10 protein-coding genes are annotated in these 14652 nt (G+C 71.3%); 7 read left to right on the forward strand and 3 right to left on the reverse strand.

The window, feature by feature from the left end; translation table 11 throughout:
- Positions 1 to 151: 151 nt before the first annotated feature.
- The 7 genes from ACFYNX_RS03805 to ACFYNX_RS03835 all read left to right on the forward strand — a co-directional run bounded on the left by ACFYNX_RS03805 (position 152) and on the right by ACFYNX_RS03835 (position 9646).
- Positions 152 to 1117 carry a tetratricopeptide repeat protein gene (locus ACFYNX_RS03805; protein WP_388657289.1) on the forward strand — a complete coding sequence of 322 codons (966 nt, stop codon included), beginning with the start codon at positions 152 to 154 and terminating at the stop codon, positions 1115 to 1117.
- A 607-nt stretch (positions 1118 to 1724) separates the two neighbouring features.
- Positions 1725 to 2399, forward strand: coding sequence for a DUF6230 family protein (locus ACFYNX_RS03810; protein ID WP_388657292.1), 675 nt, complete (start codon positions 1725 to 1727; stop codon positions 2397 to 2399).
- Positions 2400 to 2509: 110 nt separating this feature from the next.
- Positions 2510 to 3061 (forward strand): DUF6114 domain-containing protein, encoded by a 552-nt coding sequence (locus ACFYNX_RS03815; protein WP_388657294.1) that lies wholly within the window; start codon positions 2510 to 2512, stop codon positions 3059 to 3061.
- Entirely contained in the window at positions 3051 to 4337 is a 1287-nt protein-coding gene (locus ACFYNX_RS03820; protein WP_388657297.1) for a hypothetical protein, read from the forward strand. The genes ACFYNX_RS03815 and ACFYNX_RS03820 overlap by 11 nt, the downstream gene beginning before the upstream one ends.
- A gap of 393 nt (positions 4338 to 4730) precedes the next feature.
- Positions 4731 to 5468 carry an FG-GAP repeat domain-containing protein gene (locus ACFYNX_RS03825; protein WP_388657300.1) on the forward strand — a complete coding sequence of 246 codons (738 nt, stop codon included), beginning with the start codon at positions 4731 to 4733 and terminating at the stop codon, positions 5466 to 5468.
- Positions 5469 to 5572: 104 nt separating this feature from the next.
- Positions 5573 to 9376 carry a hypothetical protein gene (locus ACFYNX_RS03830; RefSeq protein WP_388657303.1) on the forward strand — a complete coding sequence of 1268 codons (3804 nt, stop codon included), beginning with the start codon at positions 5573 to 5575 and terminating at the stop codon, positions 9374 to 9376.
- 39 nt (positions 9377 to 9415) lie between these two features.
- Entirely contained in the window at positions 9416 to 9646 is a 231-nt protein-coding gene (locus ACFYNX_RS03835) for a hypothetical protein (protein ID WP_388657305.1), read from the forward strand.
- A gap of 80 nt (positions 9647 to 9726) precedes the next feature.
- On the opposite strand, the gene pyk is transcribed toward ACFYNX_RS03835, so the two are convergent.
- The 3 genes from pyk to pta form a co-directional block, all read right to left on the reverse strand.
- Complete coding sequence (gene pyk / locus ACFYNX_RS03840) at positions 9727 to 11157, reverse strand: pyruvate kinase (RefSeq protein ID WP_388657308.1); 1431 nt, start codon at positions 11155 to 11157, stop codon at positions 9727 to 9729.
- A gap of 82 nt (positions 11158 to 11239) precedes the next feature.
- On the reverse strand, positions 11240 to 12562 hold the full coding sequence (locus ACFYNX_RS03845; protein WP_388657311.1) for an acetate kinase: 1323 nt from the start codon (positions 12560 to 12562) through the stop codon (positions 11240 to 11242).
- Positions 12559 to 14640, reverse strand: a complete 2082-nt coding sequence (pta, locus tag ACFYNX_RS03850) for a phosphate acetyltransferase (protein WP_388657313.1) — start codon at positions 14638 to 14640, stop codon at positions 12559 to 12561. The genes ACFYNX_RS03845 and pta overlap by 4 nt, the downstream gene beginning before the upstream one ends.
- Between the last annotated feature and the right edge of the window lie 12 nt (positions 14641 to 14652).

Here is a 14652-nt window from a genome sequence, read left to right on the forward strand (position 1 = left end):
TGGTGCCGGGTGGGGACCCGGCGCGAAACCAGACAACAGAAGACGGGCGACCGTGTCGTCCGCGCGTCTCGCACACCGGCGGGAGGCGGGTGGACGGCGCGGTTCGGCCACGGCTTAACGGTTACGCGCGCGGAGGGGGGAGGATGTAGCCATGCAGCCCCGAAACATGTCCATGAGCGGCGTCGTCGACCTCGCCGCGGTGAAGGCGGCCGGAGAGGCCAAGGCGAAGGCGGAGCAGACGCGCGCCGAAGCCGCCCGGCAGGGCGGAACGGCCGCCGTGCCCCCGTCCGCCCTGGTGATCGACGTCGACGAGGCGGGCTTCGAGCGCGACGTGCTCCAGCGCTCCGCCGAGGTCCCGGTCGTCCTCGACTTCTGGGCCGAGTGGTGCGAGCCCTGCAAGCAGCTCGGCCCCCTCCTGGAGCGGCTCGCCGTCGAGTACAACGGCCGCTTCCTGCTCGCGAAGATCGACGTCGACGCCAACCAGATGCTGATGCAGCAGTTCGGCATCCAGGGAATTCCGGCCGTTTTCGCGGTGGTCGCCGGTCAGGCGCTGCCGCTCTTCCAGGGCGCGGTGCCCGAGGCCCAGATCCGCGAGACCCTCGACCAGCTCATCGCGGTCGGCGAGGAGCGCTTCGGCCTCACCGGGATCGCCGTGGACGCGGACGCCGACCCCTCGGCCCCCGCCGCGCGCCCGGCCGGCCCGTACGACTCCCTCCTCGAGGCGGCCATGGTCGCGCTCGACGCGGGCGACCTGGCCGGCGCCGTCCAGGCGTACAAGAACGTGCTCGCCGACGACCCGGCCCACCCGGAGGCCAAGCTCGGCCTCGCGCAGGCCGAACTCCTGGCCCGCGTGCAGGACCTGGACCCGGGCGCCGTCCGCAAGGACGCCGCGGACGATCCGGCCGACGTCACCGCGCAGCTCGCCGCCGCCGACCTCGACCTGGCGGGCGGCCACGTGCAGGACGCCTTCGGGCGCCTGGTGGAGGCCGTGCGCCGCACGGCCGGCGAGGACCGGGACGCGGCGCGGCTGCGGCTCCTGGAGCTGTTCGAGGTGATCGGCGCCGACGACCCGCGGGTGACGGCGGCCCGGCAGGCCCTGGCGCGCGTGCTCTTCTAGGGCGTTCCGAAGCCCCTTCCCGTGCGCCGGATCGCCCGGTGATTTGGCATCGGGGTGACAAACGGCGGCCGCGCTTTACCAAAACTTGGTAATCGCGGCCGCTGTTACTTGCAGTAAATCGAACCAGACGTTCTGTCCGGATTCATCAGGCGATCTCCTGACATTCCCCTCCCTTCGAACACACCCTGTGTGCCCGTTCGGTCCCGTCCCGCCATGACGTGGTTATCCACCCGTTACTAGCCAGTAACGAACCCCCTTGTGCGGGCGCCCCGAATGGACCACGATCGGCCACGCTCGGTCCGAACCGCACGACCCCGGCAACCAACCGGGATCGCGGGGAGGGTCCCCACCGGGTGGACCGGCGCTCCGGCACCGGTCGCGGACAGGGGGGTTCCCGCTCTCACCGAACGGGGCCTGTCCGAACAGGCCACGCGCACCGCGTGGCCCATGGTTGTCGCTCGGGGGTGATCGCCGGTGATTCGGACGCGCAGCGCATCGCGTCGTTCTGATGCCTCGGCGCTCTCCTTCCCGAGGACGTAGCTCTTCTCCCATCGCAGATCGGGCCCACGCCCCTTCTGGAGATGTACGTCCGAGAAGGAGGATTCTCATGAAGTCCCAGGTTCGTGGCGGGACCAGATGGAAGCGTTTCGCCGTCGTCATGGTGCCCAGCGTGGCCGCGACGGCAGCGATCGGCGTCGGGCTCGCGCAGGGCGCGCTGGCCGCGTCGTTCAGCATCTCCGGCCAGGAGTTCAAGGTGAAGGCCGACAGCCTCGTCGGCGACGACTTCGTCCAGTACGGAAGCGTGGACGCCGGCAAGGACCTGGAGGGCAAGGACTTCGCCGCCCCGGTCGCCGTCTCCGGCTTCTCCACCGCGCACATCACCAACATGTGCCAGTCCGTCGTGACGCCGAAGATCCCGTTCATCGGTGACGTCACCCTCCGCCTGACGGCGGGCGACAGCGCCGCGGCCAAGAAGGGCACGGAGAGCGAGCAGGTCTACGCCGAGGGCATCTACCTCGACGTCTCCGACCTGAAGGCCGACGCCGAGTTCACCAACATCGACATCGGCGTCGCCGCGGGCTCGCTCCCGAAGTCCGCGGGCAAGCCGGGCATCCAGCCCAACACCAAGGCCAACCCGTACGGCTTCGGCCAGCGCGCCGACAAGGCGAAGCTCACCGACGTGCGCCAGAAGGCGTGGGCCACCACGGCCGCCACCTTCAAGCTCCCCGACCTGAGCCTGTCCCTGCACCGGGGCACCTCGGCGGAGTGCTACAAGGACTGACCGGTCCACCGGGACCGATCCGTCCGCAGGGTGGGGCCGCCGCGCGCGGTCCCACCCGTGGCACCCTTCTCCACCTTTCTTCAGCAACACCGCTTCCAGGGAGCTGTTCCATGAGCGCCGAGATCCCCGCCTCCCGTGAAGTCCCCCAGAAGGAGAACCGGTTCAAGGTCTGGCGGCAGACCCGGCCCTTCTGGGCGGGACTGCTCACCTTGCTCGGCGGCGTGCCGATCGCCTACCTCCCCTACGGGGACATGCGGCTCGGCAACGTCACCCTCGCGATGAAGACGACCGCCGGATCCAGCGCGCTGATCATCGGCGTCCTGCTCATCACGCTCGGTCTGATGATGTGGTTCCAGCCCGCCGTACGCGTCTTCGCGGGCGTCGCGACGATCGTCCTCGGACTGGTCTCCATCCCCGTGTCGAACTTCGGCGGTTTCGGCGTCGGGTTCCTGCTCGCCCTCATCGGCGGTGGCATGTCCATCGCCTGGGCGCCCGCGCCCCCGGCCGGGGAGATCGCGGACACGGAGGAGGCCGGCGAGCCGGAGACCTCCGCGGAGGCCGGGGCCGTGCTGACGGCCGGTCTTCCGGACCAGCGCGGACCGGAGCACCACACGACCGACAAGACGATCGACGCCAACGGTGGGAGGAACAGTGCGGGGTGACGAGACCCAGTCGGCGCTCGCGAAGGGCGGACCGCGCCACGCGGCCCCGCGCAAGACGCTGCTGAACAGGATCCAGGGCCCCGCGGGCAAGGCGATGGCGTTGGCCGCCATGCCGACCGCGGTGTTCGTGGGCATGGGCCTCACGCCCAAGGTCGCCCTCGCCGACGACGAGATCCCCTTCGCCCCCGGCCCCTGCGTGACGCGCTCGGACGAGCCGACGCCGGAGGCCTCGGAGACGGCGAAGGAGACGGACAAGCAGAAGCCGACGGCCACCCCCTCGGCGACCGCGACCGCTTCCCCCTCGGCCACTCCCTCCGCCACCGCCACGCCGACGCCGACCGCGACCGCGACCGAGCAGGCGACCACGCAGCGGAAGCCGGCCGCCACCACGGCCCCGAAGCCCGCCGCCACCCCGACCCCGACGGCCGCACCCACGCCGGCGAAGTCGAAGAACCCGCTGGACCCGCTGGGCCTGGGCGACGCGCTGAAGGACCTCTTCGACGGCCCGGACGAGAAGCCGGCGGCCGCGCCCACGACGGCGCCGACGACCCCGGCTCCGACCGCCCCGGCCACCACCACCGCGCCGAAGACGGCGGCCGACCCGACGGCCGGCCGGAAGGCCGCCGCGGCCCCGAAGCCGACCGCCGACCCGGCGGCCGAGCGCACGAAGGCCGCGATCCGCGGGGCGGCCGAGAAGGCCGGTGTCGAGACCGAGGAGCTGCCGGAGAGCGCGCAGGGCCTCGACGCCAAGAAGGACGAGGACATACCCGAGGGCGCCAAGCCCCGCTTCCCGTGCCCCGAGCGCGACGACGCGGCGCTCGCGGCGGCCGAGGTGGAGCCCGGCATCCCGCTGCTCCCGGACGAGCCGTGGATCCTGGAGAGCTCGAAGCTCACGCTCCTCGGCCTGAAGTACCACGGCATCGTCGAGGTGAAGACCTACGGCGGGAAGATCAAGAAGGCGCTGAAGTTCACCGCCACCACGGTGAAGATCGAGCACCTGCACCAGATAACGGACCACTCCGAGGGCCGCTCGGCCCACGTCCGCGCCACCAGGACCGACACCCCGTCGACCATCACCGGGGGCACGGTGACCATGTACACGGAGGAGCTGAAGGGCAACCTCTTCGGCATCATCCCGGTCACCTTCGGCCCCGAGTCCCCGCCCCCGCTGGACGTTCCGCTCGCCATCTTCACCGACGTGAAGATCAAGCAGGCCGGCCAGTTCGGCGGCACCCTCAGGATCCCGGGCCTGCGCAACACGATCGAGCCGAGCTGACCCCCGTACCACTCCGGGAGCCGCACCACGCCATGGGCCGCACTCACTTCGTGGGATGCGGCCCATGGTTCTGCCCAGGCTTGAAAAGATCTTTACTCAGTCAAACTGGTGTTCTATTTTCAGTCTCACTGAGGTCGACCACCTCGGCGTGCGGGCGTCGGGGGGCGGCCGTCGTGCAGTGCTCCTCCGTGCGTCCCGCGCAGGTAGAACCTGTGAGGACCCACCACGCTTATGTCTCGTACGATCGATCATCCGCTCCGGAGAGCGGTGATCTGCGCGATCGCCCTGAGTGCCGCACTGGCCGCCTTGTTCACCGTCACGAGAGCATCGCTCCCGTGGAGTGACCGTACGGACGCGGCTGCGGCCCAGCAGGTCCAGGCCGCTCCCGGCCCCGTGACGTTCCCCCTCTTCGGCCGCAAGTCCGGCCGTCTCTACGACTACGAGCCCAAGGGAACCGCACCGGGCTTCAAGTCTCTGGTGGACATGGGCGGGGGTTGGGGTGACGCCGACGCGCTGGTCCAGGCCAACCTGTCCGAGGGCGGGGCCGGTAACGACCTCTACCACCGCAGTGGCACCTCCCTCTACTACACCGCCGAGCGCGGCGGCGACACGCGGCTCATCGGCGGAGGTTGGGACCAGTACAGCCTACTGGTGTCCGTCGGCAACATGGGAGGCAGCTCCCACCCCGACCTGGTCGCCCGCGGCACCGACGGGACCCTGTGGCTCTACCAGGGGCGAGCCGACGGCACCCTCGCGGCCCGGGTGCAGATCGGGACCGGTGGCTGGAACGGGATGAGCGCCCTGGCCGGGCGCGGCGACTACACCGGGGACGGCAAGGCCGACCTGGTCGCCCGTGGCACCGACGGCACCCTCTACATCTACCCGGGCACGGGCAACGCCGTCGCGAACGCGGCGCTCGGAGCACGGCTCACCGTGGGCACCGGCTGGAACGTCCACAAAATGATCGCCTCCGCGGGCGACAACGACGGCGACGGCAGGACCGATCTGATCGCCGCGGACACGGCCGGTCTGCTCTGGCTCTTCAAGGGCACCGGAAATCCCGGCGCCCCCTTCGCGCCCCGCGTGCAGATCGGCACTGGCGGCTGGGCCGCCTTCGACACCCTCTTCTGACGGTGCGCCCGCCCCTTCCACGACCTCCGTATACGAACGGTTGACCCACCATGCGTACGTACGCACCTCCGGGTGGCCGCCGCGCCTCCCGCGGATGGACGCGGTTGCTGAGCGCGACCGCCCTGACCACCGCGCTCGCAGTGTCCCTCACGAGCAATCAACTGCCCAGGCAGACGGAGCCCATGGCTCCCGCCGCCGTCCTGACCGACGTACCGGCATACAAGTACAACCCCTACGACCTGGACGCCGACGAGCGGATGCGCGCCGAGCAGTGTCTGCTCAACCTGACGCTCCGCAGGGGCGGTCGGGAACTCAAGGCCGTCTCCAGCAAAGGCCTGAACGGTACAGAGGCCGAACTCCACACCGCGGCTGAGAGCAACCATTGGCAGGACGGCAACACCCCCCTCACCAACGCCTGGGACAAGGACGACGCTTGGACGCTGGCCAAGTTCCGTGAACTGAACGCCCGGGTCGACGTCTGGGAGAGCTCCCTGGACATCCCGGCGCAGACAACCCCGCCCGGCTACACGGTGGCCGGTTTCGAGTGGATCTACGACGAGGACAATCCTTTCTCCACCATCGGGCTCACCGCCGGACTGGCCGCCATGTACTTCCAGTCCGAGTCCGACCTCTACCTCACGGACCAGACGCCGGTCGCGAACAAGGAGTCGGTCGACGCGGTCAACGCGATAGCCGCGGCCCGCTACTCCGAGGACCGCTACGAGGACTACGAGGAGCGGCAAGCGCTGGACGCCATGTCCCTCATGCACCGGATGTACGCGGACGACGCGCGCATCTTCCTCCAGCACGGCGGCTTTCCGACGACCGCGCCGGAGCCGGACACCATGGAGTTCCGCCTCGACGTCGAGGCGCTCAAGGCGCGCTTCGCCTCCTGCACGACGGACAACCCGCATGATCCGAACAACGTGCTGGGCGCCGAGGTTGTCCAGGCCTCCGTCGAATGGCAGAACGAGCTGTCCGGCCAGAAGACCCAGCGGGCCGTGATCATGGACGCCGAGGAGAAGGCGTCCGGACACCTGAGGGTGGCCGCCCAGGCGATGGGCGAAGCGCTTGGCCAGTCCCTCATCGCGAGCCGGCTCACCGACTGGCAGGCCCACTGGCTCAAGCAAGCTCCGAGTTCGACGATGTTCTACCCGACGGCCACCGAGTTCGCCGAGGTCAAGACGAACATCGAACGCGCCCGGGAGCGGGCCCAGGGCCGGGTCTTCGTCGCCGGGCGCGCCGCGCTCGCCGCCCAGGTCGAGGCGGCGCGGGCGGACAAGGCGAAGGGCGAGGCGTACGCCGTCGCCGACGCCGCCGGCCTGCCGCGCGGTCGCGGTCTGATGTACGGGCAGCAGGCCGTGCAGATCTCCAAGGCCTCCGCCGCCGCCGCGCAGGCGGCCTTCAAGGCGACCGAGACGGCGGCGAACGCCACCCGTGCATCGGCGTCGGACAGCAAGACGCTGATGGCACTCGCCGAGACGCAGGCGCACGCCATGAAGGCCGAGTTCCGCCGCAAGGCCGCCGAGGAGGCCGAGGCACAGGCCAAGGCCGCCGCTGAGGGCGCCGCCCACCAGGCGAAGCTGGCCGCGGAGAACGCCACCAAGGCCAAGGACGCGGAGGGCCGCGCCAAGGCCGCCGAGGCGCAGGCGAAGACGGCCGCCGCCGACGCGGACGCCAAGCGGAAGAAGGCCGAGTCGGAAGCCGCGTACGCCAAGACCCAGAAGGAACTGGCCGACGCGGAACGTGCCAAGGCGGCGAAGGCGAACAGCACCGCCCAGAGAGAACGCCAGACGGCTGCCGACAGGCTGAGCGCCGCCCAGACCGCCGGTAACACCGCTTCCCTGAAGAAGGACGAGGCCCTTGAGGCCGAGGGGCGGGCGGCCACGGCGCGTGACGGAGCCCTGCGAGCCGAGGGTGAGCGGGACGCCGCGGTCGCCCGCGCCTACGCGTTGGAGGCGAAGGCGGACGCGGACGCGGGCACGTCGGCGGCCGGGGCCTCCCGTGCCGCCGCTACCCAGGCCCGTACCGCCGCCGACCAGGCGACCATCGCGGCGGGCAACGCCCGGTCGGCCGCCAACGAGGCCACCACGGCGGCGGCCAACGCGCGCGCCGCCGCGACCCGTGCCGAAGGAGCTCATAAGCGGGCGCAGGCCGCGGCCGATGCTGCGAAGGCGGACGTGGCCGTCACCGAGGCCGCCGTAAAGAAGGCCACCGCGGCCGCGGCCGACGCCATCGACGCGGCCCAGGCTGCCAAGACGAACGCCGCCGCCGCCAAGGTGGAGGCGGCCACCGCGCGGGAGAAGGCGTCCGAGGCGCGCGGCCACGCGACCTCTGCCCGGGCCGAGGCCATTGCGGCCGGCGCCGCGGCGGTGAAGACCGCGGGCTTCGCGGTGTCCACCGCGCAGGCCGCTTCGGCGGCCCGGGACTCGGCGGCCCAGGTCATCAAGCCGGCCAACGACGCCATCGAGCTGGGCTCCCCGTACAAGGAGACCGACTCCTCCGCTGGCCTCGCCGTACTCATCGGCCAGGGGGCGAAGGACTCGGCGGCGCAGCAGGTGGCCGTCGCGAACGCCAAGGCCGCCCAAGCGGCCAAGGCGGCAGTCGAGGCCAAGGCGCTAGCCGCCAAGGCGTCCGGGGATGCCAAGGCCGCGGCGGAGGCGGCGGCCCAGGCGGCCGAGTACGCCGCGGCGGCGGCCAAGTCGGCGGCGGCGGCGCAGGTCTCGGCCAACCAGGCCGACGCGTCGGCCAAGTCGGCGAAGAAGGCCGAGGCCAACACCATCGCCTATCACGAGCAGGCGAAGGCGGACGCCGAGGCAGCGCAGAGGGCGGCCGACACGGCTGGCGACCACGCCGCGCAGGCGGACGCCTCGGCGACCGACGCCGAGCGCGACGCCTCCTCGGCCCGTGCCGCCGCCGGAGCAGCGGAGACCGACGCGTCCACGGCCCGCGAGGTCGCCGACCGGGCCGAACAGGACGCCACCACGGCCGAGGCCGCGGTGTCGCGGGCGCAGGACTCGGCCCAAGAGGCGCAGGACGTGGCCACTCGCACCGAGCAGGCACAACGCGACACCAACCAGGTCGAGCAGGCGTCCACGGACGGCATGGCCGGAGCGGCGGAGGTCATCGGCGTTCCGTACGGGGTGTCGACCACGGCCTCGTCCGACGGCTTCTGCACCGGGACTAATGGCTGCGACTATACGGTCGACTACCGGGTGACCGGCACGATGCTGTACTTCGTCCTGGTCTGCCAGTTCCCGGACGTGTCCCTCGCCGAGTGCGTCGGCGACCTAGACGTGCAGTACGTTGACTCCGCGCCAATCGACATCACCGAACAGCGCAAGGTGCACGTCTCCGGGCGGGACCTGACCACGGCCATGCTCCAAGGCTTCGCCCGCGGTCTGACGCAGGACTTCGTGGACTGCTGGAACCACAAGGTCAGCGGCTGCCTGTGGGCCGCGGCCGTCGTCACTCCGGCGGTGATCGGCGTCGCGGCCAAGCTGATCAGGTCGATCAGGGTGGCCGCCGTGGCGGGTTCCGGTGTGACCGAGGCCGTCGCCGCCGCCGAGAGCGCCGGACTGTCTGCCGAGGCGGCCGCCGGTGCCGCCCGTACGGCCAGGACGGCCGCCCAGGTCACGGATGAGCTCGCGGCGGTGAAGGCCGTGGCGGAAGCCCACGGTTTCACATCCGTGCCGCAGCTCGGCCGGGGTGTGCTGTGGGCCAACAAGCTCGACAACCTGGCACTGATGAACCCGGCGCACATCGCCAAGCTCAAGCAGGCGGGCTTCACGCGCAGCCAGATCGAGACCGTGTTCGCGTACTACGACAAGATCCGCAAGGTGACTCCGCAGAACCCCAGTGCCGGCCCTCGCGCCGACCTGATGGGGTACATCCTGAAGAACTGGTAGCGGTGCGCGCCGCACCGCGGAAGAAAGAACAGGCAGCAGATGAGGTTTCGAGTATCGGCCGTCGAGGCCCCGCTCGTTGTTCAGTTCGAGCCCTCGGGCATGGAGTACGACCTGGACCCCGGGGACCATCTCGACGTCGAGTGGCCCCCGGTCCCGGACGGTGAGGTCGCCGGCGACGTCGTGTACGCGCCCGGCATGGTGACCGTCGCCGAGCGCGGGCCCGGCCACAGCCGGGCATGGAACTCCGACGGCGTCGAGGTCACCACTTGACCCGGACGCACAGGTGCCCCGGTCCCGTACCCACAGGGGTACGGGACCGGGGCACCGTCACACGCGTCCGGCGCGGAGCGTCAGGCGCGCTCGCCGCCACCGAGGTGGTGGACGCGGACCATGTTCGTGGTGCCGGGGACGCCGGGGGGCGAGCCGGCCGTGATGACCATGGTGTCGCCCTCGTTGTGGCGCTGGAGCTTGAGCAGCTCGGCGTCCACGAGGTCGACCATCGCGTCGGTGTTGTCCACGTGCGGGACGACGAAGGACTCGACGCCCCAGCTCAGGGTGAGCTGGTTGCGGGTGTTCTCGTCCGTCGTGAAGGCGAGGATCGGCTGCTGGACGCGGTAGCGCGAGAGGCGGCGGGCCGTGTCGCCGGACTGGGTGAAGGCGACCAGGGCCTTGCCGCCCAGGAAGTCCGCGATCTCGCAGGCCGCGCGGGCGACCGAACCGCCCTGCGTGCGCGGCTTCTTGCCCGGGACCAGGGGCTGGAGGCCCTTGGAGAGCAGCTCCTCCTCGGCCGCCGTGACGATCTTCGACATCGTCTTGACGGTCTCGATCGGGTACGCGCCGACCGAGGACTCGGCCGACAGCATGACCGCGTCCGCGCCGTCCAGGATCGCGTTGGCGACGTCGCTCGCCTCGGCGCGGGTCGGACGCGAGTTGGTGATCATCGACTCCATCATCTGGGTGGCGACGATGACCGGCTTGGCGTTCCGGCGGCAGAGCTCCACCAGGCGCTTCTGCACCATCGGGACCTTCTCCAGCGGGTACTCCACGGCGAGGTCGCCGCGGGCCACCATGACCGCGTCGAAGGCCGCGACGACGGCCTCCATGTTCTCCACGGCCTGCGGCTTCTCCACCTTGGCGATGACGGGGACCCGGCGGCCCTCCTCGTCCATCACCTTGTGGACGTCCTTGACGTCGTCGGCGTCCCGGACGAACGACAGGGCGACCATGTCGCAGCCCATCCGCAGGGCGAAGCGCAGGTCGTCGACGTCCTTCTCGGACAGGGCCGGGACATTGACGGCCGCGCCGGGCAGGTTGATGCCCTTGTGGTCCGAGACGACGCCGCCCTCGATGACGATGGTCCGGACCCGGGGGCCCTCGACCTCGACCACCCGCAGCTCGACGTTGCCGTCGTTGATGAGGACCTGGTCGCCCTTGGAGACGTCGCCGGGCAGCCCCTTGTAGGTGGTGCCGCAGATCGACTTGTCGCCCGGGACGTCCTCGGTGGTGATGGTGAACTCGTCACCGCGCACCAGCTCGACCGGGCCCTCGGCGAAGGTCTCCAGACGGATCTTCGGGCCCTGGAGGTCGGCGAGGACGCCGACGGCGCGCCCGGTGTCCGCGGCGACCTGCCGGACGCGGTCGTACCGCTCCTGGTGTTCTGCCTGGGAGCCGTGGCTGAAGTTGAATCGGGCCACGTTCATGCCGGCCTCGATGAGAGCCTTGAGCTGCTCATACGAGTCGACGGCGGGGCCCAGCGTGCAGACGATTTTGGAACGGCGCATGAGGCGGATCCTATCGGTTTGTTTCACTGCGGAATATTCCGACTGGCGGAAAGTACAAATGGGCGGGCGGCCGCTCAAGCGATCACTCGTTCGAGCCCTCCGCACTCCGTACGAGCGCCTCCCGAGCGGTCCCGTCCGGTGCGTCCGTACCCCGTACGAGCGCGTAGCTCTGGCGCGCGATCTCCAGCTCCTCGTCCGTCGGCACCACGGCGACCGCCACCCGCGCGTACTCCGGCGAGATGATCCGCGCCCCGTCCGAACGCGCGGCGTTCAGCTCCGCGTCCACCACCAGACCCAGCTCCTCCAGACCCGCGATCGCCGCCTGCCGCACCGGCGCCGCGTTCTCGCCGACCCCCGCCGTGAACGCCACCGCGTCCACCCGGCCCAGCACCGCGTAGTACGCCCCGATGTACTTCTTCAGACGGTGGACGTAGACGTCGAAGGCGAGCGCCGCCCGCTCGTCGCCCTCGTCGATCCGGCGGCGGATCTCCCGCATGTCGTTGTCGCCGCAGAGCCCCACCAGGCCCGACCGCTTGTTCAGCAGGACGTCGATCTCGTCCGCCGACATCCCCGCCACCCGCCGCAGGTGGAAGGTGACCGCCGGGTCGATGTCGCCCGAGCGGGTCCCCATGACCAGGCCCTCCAGGGGCGTCAGGCCCATCGAGGTGTCCACGCACCGGCCGCCCCGCACCGCCGAGGCGGACGCCCCGTTCCCCAGGTGCAGCACGATCACGTTCACCTCCTCCGGCTCCTTGCCGAGCAGCCGCGCCGTCTCCCGCGAGACGTACGCGTGCGAGGTGCCGTGGAAGCCGTACCGCCGGATCCGGTGCGCGTCGGCGGTCTCCACGTCGATCGCGTACCGGGCCGCGGCCTCCGGCATCGTGGTGTGGAAGGCGGTGTCGAAGACCGCCACCTGCGGCAGGTCGGGCCGCAGCACCATCGCCGTACGGATGCCGATGAGGTTCGCCGGGTTGTGCAGCGGCGCCACCGGGACGAGCCGCTCGATCTCCGCCAGCACCTCGCCGTTCACGACGGTCGGCTCGGTGAACCGCAGCCCGCCGTGCACCACCCGGTGCCCGATCGCCGCCAGTTCGGGGGAGTCCAGGCCCAGGCCGTCCGCGGCCAGCTCCCCGGCGACCGCCTTCAGGGCGGCCGAGTGGTCGGAGATCGGACCGTCCTTCTCGCGCCGGCCCCCGTCCTCCGCCCCGAGCGGGGTGTGCACGAGCCGCGAGGTCTCCTCGCCGATCCGCTCCACGAGCCCCTGCGCCAGCCGGCTGCCGTCGCGCATGTCGATGAGCTGGTACTTCAGCGAGGAGGAACCGGAGTTGAGGACCAGGACGCGGGTGGGAACGGACGCGGACGCGGACGTTGCCGAGGCCGAGGACGTGGACGTGGGCGCGGTCATGCGGGGAGCTCCTGACCCTGGGACTGGATCGCCGTGATGGCGACCGTGTTGACGATGTCGCTGACGAGCGCGCCGCGCGAGAGGTCGTTCACGGGCTTGCGCAGGCCCTGGAGCACCGGGCCGACGGCCACGGCGCCGGCCGAACGCTGCACGGCCTTGTACGTGTTGTTGCCGGTGTTCAGGTCGGGGAAGATCAGCACGGACGCCTGGCCCGCCACCTCCGAACCCGGCAGCTTCGTCGCCGCCACCGAGGGCTCCACGGCCGCGTCGTACTGGATGGGCCCCTCGATCCGCAGCTCCGGGTGCGCCTCCCGGACGAGCTTGGTCGCCTCCCGCACCTTGTCGACGTCGGCGCCGGAGCCCGAGGTGCCCGTGGAGTACGAGAGCATCGCGATCCGCGGCTGCACGCCGAACCGGGCCGCGGTGGCCGCCGACTGGACGGCGATGTCCGCGAGCTGCTCGGCGTTCGGGTCCGGGTTGACCGCGCAGTCGCCGTACACCAGGACCTTGTCCGCCAGGCACATGAAGAAGACCGACGAGACGATCGACGCGTCCGGCTTCGTCTTGATGATCTCGAAGGCCGGGCGGATCGTCGCCGCCGTGGAGTGCACCGCGCCGGACACCATCCCGTCGGCCAGGCCCTCCTGGACCATCAGGGTGCCGAAGTAGTTCACGTCCGACACCACGTCGTACGCCAGCTCCACGGTCACGCCCTTGTGGGCGCGCAGCGCCGCGTACTTCTCCGCGAACGCGTCCCGCAGCTCCGAGGTGTGCGGGTCGATGAGCTGCGTGTCGCGCAGGTCCACGCTCAGGTCGGCGGCCTTCTTGCGGATGGTCTCCACGTCCCCGAGCAGGGTCAGGTCGCACACGTCCCGGCGCAGCAGCACGTCGGCCGCGCGCAGGACCCGCTCCTCCGTGCCCTCCGGGAGCACCACCCGGCGCCGGTCGGCCCGCGCCTGTTCGAGCAGCTCGTGCTCGAACATCATCGGCGTGACCCGGCCGCTGCGGGCCACCGAGATCCGCTTGAGCAGGTCGGCGGTGTCCACGTGCCGCTCGAACAGACCGAGCGCGGTCTCCGCCTTGCGCGGCGTGGCCGCGTTCAGCTTGCCCTCCAAGGCGAAGAGTTCGGCGGCCGTCGGGAAGCTGTTCCCGGCGACCGAGACGACCGGGGTGCCGGGCGCGAGCCGGGCCGCCAGGGTCAGGATCTCCTCGCTGGGCCGCTCGTTCAGGGTCAGCACCACTCCGGCGATCGGCGGGGTGCCGGCCGAGTGGGCGGCGAGCGCGCCGACGACCAGGTCGGCCCGGTCCCCGGGGGTGACGACCAGACAGCCGGGCGTCAGGGCGTTCAGGAAGTTCGGCAGCATGGCGCCGCCGAAGACGAAGTCCAGGGCGTCCCGGGCGAGCCCGGCGTCGTCCCCGAGGACGACGGTGGCGCCGAGCGCGTGGGTGATCTGAGCGACCGTCGGCGCGGACAGGGCCGGCTCGTCCGGCAGGACGTAGCAGGGCACGGGCAGCCGGGCCGCGAGCCGCTCCGCGATGGCCTCCCGGTCCTCGGCCGCGACCCGGTTGACCACCATCGCGAGCACGTCGCAGCCGAGTCCGTCGTACGCCCGGAAGGCGTTGCGCGCCTCGGCCCGCACGGACTCCGCCGACTGGCCCTTGCCGCCGACCACCGGGATGACGGAGGCGCCGAACTCGTTGGCGAGCCGCGCGTTGATCGCCAGCTCGTCGGGAAGCTGGGTGGCGGCGAAGTCGGTGCCCAGGACGAGGACGACCTCGTAGTCGCGGGCGACGGCGTGGAAGCGGTCGACGAGCCGGGAGACCAGTTCGTCGGTGCCCCGCTCGGCCTGGAGGGCGGACGCCTCCTGGTAGTCCATGCCGTAGACCGTCGCGGCGTCCTGCGAGAGCCGGTAGCGGGCGCGCAGCAGGTCGAAGAGCCGGTCCGGACCGTCGTGCACCAGCGGCCGGAACACCCCCACCCGGTCCACCTGGCGGGTGAGGAGCTCCATGACTCCCAGCTCGACGACCTGGCGGCCGTCCCCGCGGTCGATCCCGGTCACGTACACGCTGCGCGTCACGCCGTGGTCTCC

Origin of the sequence: Streptomyces sp. NPDC007872, from assembly GCF_042868165.1 — a bacterium.
Lineage (GTDB): Bacteria > Actinomycetota > Actinomycetes > Streptomycetales > Streptomycetaceae > Streptomyces.